General features: G+C 70.1%; 8 protein-coding genes. 5 read left to right on the plus strand and 3 right to left on the minus strand.

Annotated elements, in window-relative coordinates:
• Nucleotide 1 precedes the first annotated feature (1 nt).
• From fxsBH to fxsT, 4 genes are all read left to right on the plus strand, one after another.
• Nucleotides 2-2,209, plus strand: coding sequence for a radical SAM/SPASM protein FxsBH, inactivated beta-hydroxylase extension form (fxsBH, locus tag OG293_RS29010; RefSeq protein ID WP_406001732.1), 2,208 nt, complete (start codon nt 2-4; stop codon nt 2,207-2,209).
• Nucleotides 2,210-2,237: 28 nt separating this feature from the next.
• Entirely contained in the window at nt 2,238-2,978 is a 741-nt protein-coding gene (locus OG293_RS29015; protein WP_406001733.1) for an aminoglycoside N(3)-acetyltransferase, read from the plus strand.
• Between the two features lie 112 nt (nt 2,979-3,090).
• Nucleotides 3,091-4,431 carry a TIR-like protein FxsC gene (locus tag OG293_RS29020; RefSeq protein ID WP_406001734.1) on the plus strand — a complete coding sequence of 447 codons (1,341 nt, stop codon included), beginning with the start codon at nt 3,091-3,093 and terminating at the stop codon, nt 4,429-4,431.
• Entirely contained in the window at nt 4,415-8,356 is a 3,942-nt protein-coding gene (gene fxsT / locus OG293_RS29025; protein WP_406001735.1) for an FxSxx-COOH system tetratricopeptide repeat protein, read from the plus strand. The genes OG293_RS29020 and fxsT overlap by 17 nt, the downstream gene beginning before the upstream one ends.
• A gap of 75 nt (nt 8,357-8,431) precedes the next feature.
• Here the strand turns inward: fxsT and OG293_RS29030 are convergent, their stop codons facing one another.
• Nucleotides 8,432-9,295 (minus strand): alpha/beta fold hydrolase, encoded by an 864-nt coding sequence (locus OG293_RS29030; protein WP_406003743.1) that lies wholly within the window; start codon nt 9,293-9,295, stop codon nt 8,432-8,434.
• A 188-nt stretch (nt 9,296-9,483) separates the two neighbouring features.
• Between OG293_RS29030 and OG293_RS29035 the strand changes: the two genes are divergently transcribed.
• Complete coding sequence (locus OG293_RS29035; RefSeq protein ID WP_406001736.1) at nt 9,484-10,296, plus strand: slipin family protein; 813 nt, start codon at nt 9,484-9,486, stop codon at nt 10,294-10,296.
• Nucleotides 10,297-10,425: 129 nt separating this feature from the next.
• Here OG293_RS29035 and OG293_RS29040 read toward each other — a convergent pair whose 3' ends face one another.
• Nucleotides 10,426-11,466 (minus strand): AI-2E family transporter, encoded by a 1,041-nt coding sequence (locus OG293_RS29040; RefSeq protein WP_406001737.1) that lies wholly within the window; start codon nt 11,464-11,466, stop codon nt 10,426-10,428.
• Between the two features lie 167 nt (nt 11,467-11,633).
• On the minus strand, nt 11,634-12,716 hold the full coding sequence (locus OG293_RS29045; RefSeq protein ID WP_406001738.1) for a DUF3533 domain-containing protein: 1,083 nt from the start codon (nt 12,714-12,716) through the stop codon (nt 11,634-11,636).
• Between the last annotated feature and the right edge of the window lie 61 nt (nt 12,717-12,777).

Consider the following 12,777-nt stretch of genomic DNA (forward strand, 5'->3'; position numbering starts at 1 on the left):
AATGACAGGACCCCTGGTCCCATTCCGCGAGATCGTATTGAAGGTCCACAGCAGGTGCGATCTTGCTTGTGACCATTGCTATATCTACGAACACGCTGATCAGAGCTGGCGTACCCGCCCAAAGGCAATCTCTGACGAAGCGATTTCCTGGACAGCTCTGCGACTGGCCGAGCATGCCAAGAGCCATGCCCTGCCCTCCGTGTCAGTGATCCTGCACGGAGGGGAGCCACTTCTGGCGGGACCCGCACGACTGCGGCGCGTCTGCGAGGAGCTCACGAGAGCCCTCGACGGAGTCGCCGGGCTCGACCTCCGTATCCATACGAACGGCCTACAGCTCGGCCCCCGCTACCTCGACCTCTTCGACGAGTACGACGTCGGGGTCGGGATCTCCCTCGACGGAGACAAGTCCGCGAACGACCGGCACCGCCGCTTCGCCGACGGGCGCACCAGCCATCCGCTGGTCCTCAGAGCCGTCGACCTGCTCCGGCAGGACCGCTACCGCCACCTCTACCTCGGTCTCCTGTGCACGATCGACGTGGCCAACGACCCCGTCCGCGTGTACGACGCGCTCACCGAGCTCGAACCCCCGCGCATCGACTTCCTTCTGCCGCACGCCACCTGGGACGACCCGCCGGCCCGCCCCGACGGCTCGCCCACCGCGTACGCCGACTGGATCCTGACGATCTTCGACCGCTGGAACCAGCGGGGCAGGAACGTGCCGGTGCGGCTCTTCGAGTCCGTGCTCTCCACCCTCGGCGGCGGCCCGAGCCTCACCGAGTCCCTCGGCCTCGCCCCCACCGACCTCGTCGTCGTGGAGACCGACGGCACCCTGGAGCAGGTGGACTCGCTCAAGAGCGCCTACGAGGGCGCCGCCGCCACCGGCTTCGACGTCTTCACGCACGCCTTCGACGACGTCGCCGCCCATCCCGGGGTCAGGGCGCGCCAGCTGGGACTCGCCGGAGTGAGCGAGACCTGCCGGCAGTGCCCGGTCGTACGCTCCTGCGGCGGCGGGCTCTACACCCACCGCTACAGCTCCCGGAACGACTTCGACAACACCTCGGTGTACTGCACCGACCTCGAAGCCCTGATCCGCGGCATCGAGGAGCGTACGGCCTCCTCGAGCGTCTCCCTCGCGGTCACCGACCCCGGCGTGCTCATGGCCGAGCACCAGGACGTGACGCGCACGCTGCTCGCCGACGTGCACCGGGAACTCGGCGGGCGCGGCGGCGAAGCGTGGGACGAGGCCTGGGAGCTGGCGTCGGCCCTTGAGGAGCGCTCCGAGGCGCTCGACGCCGTGTACGGCCATCCCTACACCTACACCTGGCTGCGGGACTGCCGGACCGCGCTGCGCGAGGAGCGCCCCGGCGCGGTCGGGCGCGCGCTCCGGCTGCCGGCCTATCTCGCCGCCGCGGCGGTACGGGCCGGGCTCGACGTCCCCGTCCGGGTGCCGTACCGGGTGGGCACGCTCCGGCTGCCCACCCTCGGCGAGCTGCGGCTGACGGGTCCGGACAGGGACGGCACCGCCGAGGTGCGGGGGGCCGAGGAGGGCTTCCGGTTACGTCTGGACGGCCGTGCGCCGCGGCTGGTGAGCTCCGCCGGGGAGAGCGCCGGCTGGCGGCCCGTACGAACGCTCGGCGGCGACGGTACGCCCGCGCTGCGGCTCGATGACCTCGACCCGTACCGCGACTGCTTCGGCGTCCCGGTGCGCGAGCGGCTCGGCGCCGAGGAGGCCGCGCTGTGGAGCGCGCGGATCGCCGGCGCCTGGGATCTGCTGCGGCGGACCGCACCCGAGCAGGCAGCGCAGGCCGCCGACTGTCTGACCACCCTGACCCCCCTCGCGTCCGGCCGGCCGTCCGCGCACGGGCACGGCTTCGGAGCGCTCGGCATCGCTCTGGCCGGCACGCCCGAAGAACTCGCCTCCGCGCTGCTGCGCGGATACCGGCGGGCCAGACTGCACGCGCTGCTCGAGGTCACCGATCTCTACGCACAGGACGGCTGGTGGCGCCATCCGGCGCCCTGGCAGGACGCACCGGTCACCGCGTCCGAGCTGCTGGCCGGTGCCTACGAACGGGTGGGACTTGTCGCCTTCGAGCCGGAGGCCGCCGACCACGCCCGGCGCGCGCTGGAGACCCTGGAGCGGGCCGCGGAGCTGACGGTCTCCGGGCAGGCCCTGGTGGAGGACCTCTGGAAGGAAACGGGCCGTGGGTGAGGCCGGTTCTGGAGGGGAGCCGGCGCGGATGCTGCGGGGACTGGGCATACAGAAGGGCATGACACTGCTCGTCCACTCCGCACTGCGCGGCACCGGCCTCGACGCGGACACCCTCAGGGACGCGCTGCTGGACGTACTGGGCGAAGACGGCACGCTGGTGGTGCCCGCCTTCACCGAGGCCAACTCCGACACGTCCCACGCACATCTGACCCGCGTGCGCGACATGACACCCGAGCAGGTGACGGCCTTCCGGGCGCACATGCCGGCCTTCGACGCGGCAGCCAGCCCCAGTGAGGGGATGGGCCGGTTGGCCGAGTCGGTGCGGACCGCCGAAGGGGCCGTCCGCAGCGCCCATCCGCAGACCTCCTTCGCGGCGGTGGGGCGGCGGGCGGCAGAACTGCTGGCCTCGCACCCGCTCACCTCGCACCTCGGTGAGCGCTCGCCGCTCGGAGCGCTGTACCGCGCCGGCGCGCGGGTATTGATGATCAATGTGGATTTCGATGTGTGCACCGCATTCCATCTCGCCGAATACCGGACCGGATCACCTCGGCGCACCTACCGTTGTGTGGTGCAGCAACCGGACGGGAACAGGCAATGGGTGGAGTACGAGGACGTCGCGCTCGACGACAGTGATTTCGACGCCATCGGCGCCGCCTTCACCTGGGGCGTGGAGCAGAAGGGACAACTGGGCGGAAGAACCGCACGGTTGTTCTCGATCAAGGACGCAGTCGACCACGCGGAGAGCTGGATGACCGAAAAGCGGTGTTGATTGACTGAACGTCGGGGGGATGGAGGGTGTCCGGCTCCGGAATGATTAATTCGCTCGCATCTCTCATCGATGTCGGGTGTGAGGGCGGGCGTTCACACAGGACGGGGGTCGTGTGTCAGATCCAGCGCAGAGAGCGGCGGACCATCGGCCGTACTTCTTCTTGAGTTATGCGCATACACCGCGGTACGGGGCCGGGGGACCCGACCCGGACATGTGGGTGGAACGGCTCTTCCGTGATCTGTGCGGCCATGTGATGGCCATGACCGATCTGCCGGCGGGGGCACCTGCCGGTTTCATGGACCGGGAGATCCGCTCGGGCGAGGGCTGGTCGGAGCGGCTGGGCGAAGTCCTGGCCACCTGCCGGGTCTTCGTTCCGCTTTTCTCGCCGCGGTACTTCGCCAGCGAGATGTGCGGCAAGGAGTGGTACGCCTTCGCCCAGCGGGCGATCTACCACCACGCCAAGAGCAACAAGCCCGCCGAGGCGATCGTGCCCGCGCTGTGGGTGCCGATGCCTCCGGAGCAACTGCCCGGTCCCGCCGAGCGGTTGCAGTTCAACCACCGCGCCTTCGGTGACCGCTATGTCACCGACGGCCTCTACGGGCTGATCAAGCTCCGAATATTCGCAGAGGAGTACGAAGCTGCCGTCTACGAACTCGCCAAACGCATCGTCAGCGTCGCCGACACGACGCGCGTCGGATCCGGCAGCCCCGTGGACTACCGGCAGGCGCCCAGCGCCTTCGGCAAGCCCACCGGCGGACCACGCCCGATGCATGTGACGGTGGCCGCGCCGACCAGCCACGACCTGCCCGAAGGCCGCGCCCCGGACTACTACGGCAAACAGTCGCAGGACTGGAACCCGTACCATCCGGACTCCGCACGGCCGCTCGCGTATGTCGCCCAGGACCTCGTGCGCTCCCTCAACTACCAGGCGACGGTCTCCTCGTTCGACCATGAGTCGCCACCCGACCCGAGCCAGCCGCCCACCCGGCCCGAGATCCTCCTCGTCGACCGCTGGGCACTGGAGGACGAGGACCGGCGCCGCCGTCTGGCCGCGTACGACGCGGAGCCGCGCCCCTGGGTGAGCGTCGTCGTCCCCTGGAACCGCGAGGATCCGCAGTGCCGGGTCTCCGAGGCCGAGCTGGTCGAGAAGCTGGAGCAGACCATGCCGCATCAGATGCGTCAGGGCCGGGCCGCGTGCCGGGCCGCCGCGAGAGGGGTGCTCAGCATGGAGGCGTTCGGCCAGATCCTGCCCCAGGTGGTGGAGTCGGCGGCGCAGGAGTATCTGCGGCACGCCGAGGTCTTCCCGCCGGCCGCGCCCCCGCCACCCGGAGCACGCTCGTCCGAACGGCCCAGGCTCCGTGGCCCGATGGCCGAGTACGGCACCACCCACTACGTCCCGAACACGCGTGACATCGCCCCCGATGCGGAGGACACGGATGACAGCCAGTCGTGACGGACGCATCGTCACCTTCTATTCGTACAAGGGAGGTACGGGCCGCACGATGGCCCTCGCCAACACGGCGTGGATCCTTGCCGCGAACGGCAAGCGGGTCCTGGCGGTCGACTGGGACCTGGAAGCGCCCGGCCTGCACCGCTTCTTCCATCCCTTCCTGGACCCGTCCACGCTCGGCGCCACCACCGGCGTCATCGACCTGATCACCGAGTACGCCTGGGCCGCGACGAGTCCGGATCCGCGCCGCGACGACTGGCACGTCGACTACGCCCGCATCATGCCGCACGCGGTCTCCCTCACCCCCGAGAGCCTGGGCTGGGAGTTCCCCGACGGGGGCACCCTCGACTTCGTCTCCGCGGGCAAACAGAACCGCGAGTACTCCGCCACGGTCTCCACGTTCGACTGGGACAACTTCTACGACCGGCTCGGCGGCGGCGCCTTCTTCGACGCGCTGCGTGACGACATGAAGGCCAACTACGACTACGTCCTCATCGACAGCCGTACGGGCCTGAGCGACATCGCCGACATCTGCACCGTCCATCTGCCCGACATCCTGGTGGACTGCTTCACCCTGAGCGACCAGTCCATCGACGGCGCGGCTTCGGTGGCCCGGCAGATCGACGAGCGCTACGGCGGGCGCGGTATCAAGATCTTCCCGGTCCCGATGCGCATCGACGAGGGCGAGAAGGAGAAGGCGGACGCCGGCCGCGCGCTGGCCCGGCTGAAGTTCGACCGCTTCCCCACCGGTCTCTCCGGAGAGGAACTGACCGCCTACTGGGGCGCGGTGGAGATTCCGTACCGGCCGTACTACGCCTACGAGGAGACCCTCGCCACCTTCGGCGACGAGGCGGGACTGACCAACTCCCTGCTCTCCGCCTTCGAGCGGCTGACCTCCGTGGTCACCGAGCAGCGGATCACCTCGATGCCCGCGGTCGGCGAGGAGGTCAGGCTCCGGATCAGGGACGCGTTCACCCGCCGCCGGCCGGCCCTGCCCGCAGACCTCTTCCTCAGCTATGTCGCCGAGAACCGAATGTGGGCCGACTGGGTGGAGTACCAGCTCACCCGGGCCGGCTTCCGGGTCGTACCGCGCGACGTCTCCGCGGAGCGGGAGCCCGCCGACGCCGGCGAACTCGCCGCCGAGAGTGCCGCCCGCACGGTGGTGCTGCTGTCCAGCGCCTATCTCAAGTCCGCACGGGCGGTGGAGGTCTGGTCCCGGGCCGCGGCCGAGGACCCCGGCGGAGGCCGCCACCATCTGCTGCCGATCAGGGTCGGCGACGTCAGACTCACCGCGCCCTACATCGACCGCAACCCGGTGGATCTCTTCCGCCTCGACGAGGTGCACGCCACCACCGCGCTGATGCGCGCGCTCGACCGCCCCGTCCAGCTCTCCGACAGCTCCTCGCCGGGACCGCGCTTCCCCGGCACCGTGCCCAAGATCTGGAACGCGCCTCCCCGCAACGCCGGATTCACCGGGCGCTCGGTGGTCCTTGAGCGGATGCGCGACCAGCTCGGCGGCGGGATGGCGGTGGCCGCCGTACTGCCCCAGCCGCAGACCCTGTACGGACTCGGGGGCGTCGGCAAGACCCAGGTCGCCCTGGAGTACGTCCACCGCTTCATGGCCGACTACGACCTGGTGTGGTGGATCTCCTCCGAGCAGCCCGACGACGTCGTCGCCGGACTCGCCGAACTCGCCGTCCGGCTCGGGGCCCAGGGCGGCGAGGACATGGCGGCGGCCTCGCAGGAGGCCATCGACCTGCTGCGGCGCGGAGTACCGTCCTCGCGCTGGCTGCTGGTCTTCGACAATGCCGACGACCCCGAGCAGCTCAAGCGCTTCTTCCCACCGCAGGGGCCCGGGCACATCCTGGTCACCTCCAGGAACCAGAGCTGGTCGCAGTACGGGGACGCGCTGCCCGTCGACGTCTTCCTGCGCGAGGAGTCCATCGAGCACCTCCAGCGGCGCGCCCGCGGACTGACCTTCGAGGACGCCGACCAGGTCGCCACCGCCGTAGGTGATCTGCCCCTGGCCGTCGAACAGGCCGCGGCGTGGATCGCGGAGACCGCCACACCGGTCGCCGCCTATCTGGAACAGCTCAAGGAGCAGGCCGCGAGCGTGCTCGCGCTCAACCAGCCCGCCGGCTATCCCGAACCGGTCGCGGCCACCTGGAACGTCTCCATCGAACGGCTCAAAGAGCGTTCGCCGGCCGCGGTGCGACTGCTCCAGCTCTGCGCCTTCTTCGCCCCCGAGCCGATCTCCGCGAACCTCCTCTACAGCAAGGAGATGATCGACGCCCTCAAACCGTACGACTCCTCGCTCCAGGAGAAGCTGGTGCTCGGCCGGGTGATCCGGGAGATCGGCCGGTTCGCGCTGGCCAAGGTCGACCAGGTCTCCAACTCCATCCAGGTGCACCGCCTGGTGCAGGCGGTCATCCGGTCCCAGCTGACCGAGCAGGAACAGCGGGACGCTCGGCACGCCGTCCACCGGGTCCTCGCGGGCGCCAGGCCCGACGACGACGAACCGATCGACAACCCCGAGACCTGGCCGCGATTCGCCACCATCTGGCCGCACCTCGGCACGTCGGAGGCGCGGTACTGCAAGGAGCCGGAGACACGCCGGCTGATTATCGACCGGGTGCGCTATCTGTGGAAGCGCGGTGACTGGAACACCGCGTACACCCTCGCCAGCGAGGTGCGCGACAGCTGGAAGGAGATGCTGGGCAACGACGACCTCCAGTACCTCTACCTCCGCTTCCACCTCTCCAACATCCTTCGCTCGCAGGGGCGTTATGTGGAGGCCAAGGAGCTGGACGAGGTCACCCTGGAGCGCCAGCAGGCCGTGCTCGGCACCTCTCATCCGCACACGTACATGACCACCAGCGGTCTCGCGATGGACCTGGGCACCCTCGGGCAGTACGGCAGGGCGATGGAGCTGGCCACCGAGGCGCACGAAGGGTTCAGCCAGATCTTCCACGAGTCCCATCCGCGTACGCTCGCGGCCGCCAACAACCTGGCGCTGAATCTGCGCATGGTCGGCCAGTACGCCAGGGCGCGCGAGATCGACCAGGAGGTCTTCGACCGGCGCACCGAAGTGCTCGGCCCGGAGCATCCGTACACCCTCTCCTCGGCGATGAACCTCGCACGCGATCTGCGCGAGGTCGGGCGGTACGAGGATTCGGTCTCCCTCCTCAGCCGGACGTACGAGCTCTACAAGGAACAGCTGGGCCGGACCTTCCCCGGCACGCTGGCGGCGGCCAAGAGCCTTGCCGTGTCGCTGCGCAGGGCCGGCCGCCTGGAGGACGCACGGAGGCTGACCACGGCCACCCGCAACCGCTATCGCGCCAAGTACACCTCGGCCAACCCGGACTCGCTCGCCTGCGACCTGAATCTGGCGGCCGACCTGTTCGCGGCCGGGGAGCCGGTGGCCGCGCGGGATCTGGCGCAGGAGGTCGCCGACCAGTACACGAAGGTGCCGGGGGAGCGGCATCCGTACACCCTCGCCGCCATCAACAACCTCGGGATATACCAGTGGGGCTGCGGTGACGCGGAGGCCGCCCAGGTCCTGCTGGCGAGGGTGTCCAGGACGATGCGGGAGGTGCTGGGCGAGGACCATCCGCACGCCCTGTACTGCACCATCAACCTCGCCAACGCGCTTGCGGACCTGGGTGGTCTGGAAGAGGCGCTGGAGATCGAGCAGCGGACCGTGACACGGCTGCGCGAGGTGCTGGGCTCGCACCATCCCGAGGTGCTGGCCGTCGCCTCCAACATGTCGGTCACGCTCGGCATGCTCGGGCGCAAGGACGAGGCGGCGCAGCTGCGGGCGGAGACGGTGGACGAGCTTCAGCGGCAGCTGGGTGAGGAGCACGCGCTGACCCGGATCGCTCGGGACGAGCGCCGGGTGCACCGCGACCTGGAGCCCCTGGCGGTCTGACCGCTTCTGCCGGACGGGTCTGGTGTCAGGCCCGTCCGGCGTCCGGCGACACGGTGGGCCACCGGACGGCCCCGGTCACTCCAGCAGCCATGTCAGGATCCGGGGCAGCGCGTGCAGCGCGTCGAAGTGCGCGGCGGTCGGTTCCAGGACCGCCGTCACGCCCGGGATGCGCTGTGCGAGCCACCGTGAGTGGCCCACCGGCGAGAACACGTCCTTCTCGCCGTGCCACAGCATCACCGGACCCTTGATGTCGGCCGGGTCGAAGCCCCATGGGCTGCAGAAGGCGAGTGCGTCGTCGATCCAGCCGTACGCCGAGGTCCGCAGCGCCTCTTGGTAGTTGCGCAGCAACATGGACCTGACCCCGGCATCGGCCACCACCATCCGGTCGGACTCGGTCAGCTCCCGGCGCAGATCGTCGAGGAGCTTTATCGGGTCCTTCCTGATCTCGGCGGAGCGCAGGATGAACCGCTCGGTCAGCCCCGCGGGATCGTCCGACGCGGTGGTGTACTCCAGCACATTGGACGCGGCCATGCCCTCGAACCAGTCGAGCCCGTCGGCGTCCCTGGGCGCGAGCGTCACCAGGGCGGCGGTGCGGGTGATCCGTTCCGGCATCAGGGCCGCGCAGGCCAGCGCATGGGGCGCGCCGCCCGAGCGGCCCACCACCGCGAACCGATCCAGACCGAGCTCATCGGCGATCGCCCGTACGTCCTGGGCGACATCGGCGACGCTGCGGCCCGCCAGCCGGTCCGAACCGCCGTAGCCGGGGCGGTCGTACGCGATCAGCTGGGTGCCGCGCTGATACAGCACCATGCCGCGCGGCGCCGGGCCCAGCCTGCTGCCGGGGGTGCCGTGCAGCAGGAAGACCGGCCTGCCACGCGGATCCCCCAGCCGCTCCACCATCAGATGCCGCCCGTCCGTCGCGTGCACCCGACGTCGCACTCCCGCGCCCCCTCCGTCGTAGCTGCCCCAGTAAGTGCCCTGTGCAGACATGGTGAGCCAGGCATTCCCAGCCCGTTCGATGATTACCCATCAGAGGCGTCGACCGGGACTCCCTTTGACGTCATTTGGGGGTTACCGTCGAAGTGGACCGTGCGCGCGCGTCCACATCGCACCCCAGGGGGGCCCTGATGGTAGAGGCACTGGTGACGACCGCAGCGGCCGTCGCGTCCGTGGGAGCCGTCTGGGTGATGGCGGCGGCCCGGGTTGTCAAGCAGTACGAGCGGGGCGTGGTCTTCCGCCTTGGAAGAGTCAGATCCTCGGTTCGCGGCCCGGGTTTCACCCTGATAGTCCCCTTTGTGGACCGGCTGAGCAAGGTCAATATGCAGATCGTGACGATGCCTGTGCCCGCGCAGGACGGGATCACCCGGGACAACGTGACGGTGCGCGTGGACGCGGTGATCTATTTCAAGGTCGTCGACGCCTCCGAGGCCATCGTGCAGGTGGAGGACTACCGTTTCGCGGTCTCGCAGATGGCGCAGACCTCGCTGCGGTCGATCATCGGGAAAAGCGATCTGGACGATCTGCTCTCCAACCGCGAAAAGCTCAACCAGGGGCTGGAGTTGATGATCGACAGCCCTGCCATGGGGTGGGGGGTGCAGATCGACCGTGTGGAGATCAAGGACGTGTCGCTGCCCGAGACGATGAAACGGTCGATGGCGCGGCAGGCCGAGGCGGACCGTGAGCGCCGGGCGCGGGTCATCAACGCCGACGCCGAGCTCCAGGCCTCCAAGAAGCTGGCCGAGGCGGCGAAGGAGATGTCGCAGCAGCCCGCCGCGCTCCAACTGCGGCTGCTCCAGACCGTTGTCGCGGTGGCGGCGGAGAAGAACTCCACGCTGGTGCTGCCCTTCCCGGTGGAGCTGCTGCGCTTCCTTGAGCGCGCCCAGCAGCCGGTGCCGCCGTCGGATTCCGGGCCTACGCAGTCGGGAACGGGGCGGGAGTAGTCCCGCCCATTGCGCATGACCTGATTGCATGCGGTGTTCGCAGTCGGAATCGACTCGTGTGAAAGCTTCGGTGAAAGCCCTGTGAACGCACCCGTGTTGTCGTGTGCCCGTCCTGAAGTCGACCTGGGATCAGGCCGGGTCTCCCTCACGCGCCCGGCGCAGGGCCTCACGGGCCGACCAGATGACCGACACCAGCGGTACGGCCACCACCGCTCCCACCACCCCGGCCGCGATGGCTCCGCCGATCACCGACAGCGCGACCACCACCGGATGCAGCTGGACGGCCCAGCTCATCACGATCGGGTGCAGCAGATGCCCCTCGATCTGACCGATGATCACGATCAGCGCGATGACGACCGCCGCGATCACCGGCCCCTTCGCCGCCAGCGCCACCACTGCCGCGACGGCGAGCGCGACGGGCGAGCCGATCAGCGGAATGAAGGCGGCGAAGAATTCCAGCAGCGCCAGGGGCACGGCCAGCGGCACCCCCAGGGCGAACAGGGCAACCCCGACCAGGACGGCGTTGGTGGCCGCCACCAGCACGATGCCGTGCGTGTAACCGGTGAACGTCTGCCAGCCGGCCCGGCCCGCCAGCGCCACCCGGTCCTGTACCGACTCCGGCAGCTGGGCACAGAACCAGGACCACTGCCGGTCGCCCGACTGCATGAAGAACACTGAGGAGAACAGTGCGAGCGCAAGCGCCGTCAGCACTTCCACCAGCCGGCGGCCGCCGCTGATCGCGGTACTGATGAGCGTGGACCGGTGGCTGGAGAGGAACTGCCCGATCCGGGACTGGAGATCGTTGAGCGCGTCGGGATTCAGCCTGAACGGCGGCCCTTCCAGCCACCGCTCGATTCTGTGCAGACCCGCCCCGAACTCGCGCTGCAACCCGGCGCGTTCCCCGGCGACCGCCTGGCCGACCAGGGCCAGGGTGCCGAGGACGACAAGGATGCTGCCGATCAGCGCGATGGCCACGGCGAGAGGCCGCGGCAGCCGGCGGGCCAGCAGATCAACCACCGGCCGGAGCATCGCGGTGATGACCAGACCGAGGAAGACGGCGACGCCGAGCTCGTGAAAGCGCCCCAGGATCGCGAAGACGGCGTAGACGAGGCCGCCCACCACCAGGATCCGCCAGGCGTAGGCGGCGGCAGTCCGCAGCAGGGGGGACACCGCCGGTCCGCCGGCCGGCTGCGCTCCGCCACGGATGCGCCGGGGCCGGGGGTGAGCCCCGGTGCGGGCTGTGCCGCGCCGGCCCGTGCGGGGTCGGAGCCGCCGTTGCCCGGGCGGCTCCTCGGACGGATCTCTGGGCATGGGATCTCTGGGCATCGGCTCCGTCCTCAGCCGGCCGTCGCCGGACGGACGGCGGGATCCGTACCCACTGCGGACTCTGTCGTGCGGCCTCGGCGGAACATCCCGCAGGCGAGTGTGACCAGTGCCCCCGCCACCGCCCACGCGGCGAGGACCAGCATCGGGCCGCCCGCGCCGTTGCCCTGGAAGTACGCGATCGAACGTGCCGCGAAGGTGCCCGCGCCCGGAGGCAGCGCGGGCCCGATGGCCCGCCAGAACGGAGGCAGCAGGGGATAGGCGTATGCCCCGCCCGCGCTCGGATTGCCGAGGACCACCACCAGCAGGATCGCCAGACCGATACCGACGACGCCCGCGAGGCCCTGGAAGGCGAGGGTGATCGCCCCGACCGCGAAGACCACCAGGGTGCCGAGGCCCCACAGGGCCATGACGCTGCCGGGCAGGGCCCCGAGGATCGGGCCCGCGATCACCGTCCCGAGCAGGCCCGCGGTGATCGAGTACAGCAGCAGCGCCCCCAGCCTGATCAGGGCGCGCGCGGTGTTGGCGGGCCGTGCGCCCGCGCTGATCGCGAGGATCGCCGCGCACAGATAGCCGCCCACGCACCATCCGATGACCAGATAGAACGAGGACAGCCCGCGCGCGTCGCCCGCGGAGCCGGGGACGACATCCACGACGACCACCGTGCGCCGCTGTGCCCGCTCCGTCGAGGCGATGACTTCGGTGAGGGCCCCGGAGAGCGAGGCGCCGGAGGCACTGGCGACCAGCAGCCGGTCGGCGGTGCCCCGCGGGTCGATGATCAGGGCCCCGTCGACATCACGGTTCTCGATCTGCCGGAGCGCTGTCGCCTCGTCCGTGACGCCGCGCGGATCGAGCGGGTCGTCCGGCAGCGCGGAGAGCTGCCGCACCGCCTGATCGGTGATCTGCGCCGCGGGTGTGACGACGGCGAGGGGGATCTCGTGCGGCTTCGGCTGGTGGAAGGCGCCGATGTACGAGGTGATGAAGGCGAGCTGGAGCGCGAGCACCCCGATGACCAGGACCGCTGCTCGCACGCTCACCGCGTCCTTGAGCTCGTCGAGGAAGCCTGTGCGGGGGCCGCCGTCGGATGTCTGGGTCATGGGCCCCACGCTCCGTGTCACCCGGTGTTCACGCAGGTGGGACGGGGCCGAATGGCTGACG

Origin of the sequence: Streptomyces sp. NBC_00829, assembly GCF_045161795.1 — a bacterium.
Classification (GTDB): domain Bacteria; phylum Actinomycetota; class Actinomycetes; order Streptomycetales; family Streptomycetaceae; genus Streptomyces.

Excerpts from the sequence above, each read along its gene's own strand:
- fxsBH (WP_406001732.1), top strand. The coding sequence starts at position 2 with ATGACAGGACCCCTGGTCCCATTCCGCGAGATCGTATTGAAGGTCCAC.
- OG293_RS29015 (WP_406001733.1), top strand. The coding sequence starts at position 2,238 with ATGCTGCGGGGACTGGGCATACAGAAGGGCATGACACTGCTCGTCCAC.
- fxsT (WP_406001735.1), top strand. The coding sequence starts at position 4,415 with ATGACAGCCAGTCGTGACGGACGCATCGTCACCTTCTATTCGTACAAG.
- OG293_RS29035 (WP_406001736.1), top strand. The coding sequence starts at position 9,484 with ATGGTAGAGGCACTGGTGACGACCGCAGCGGCCGTCGCGTCCGTGGGA.
- OG293_RS29045 (WP_406001738.1), bottom strand. The coding sequence starts at position 12,716 with ATGACCCAGACATCCGACGGCGGCCCCCGCACAGGCTTCCTCGACGAG.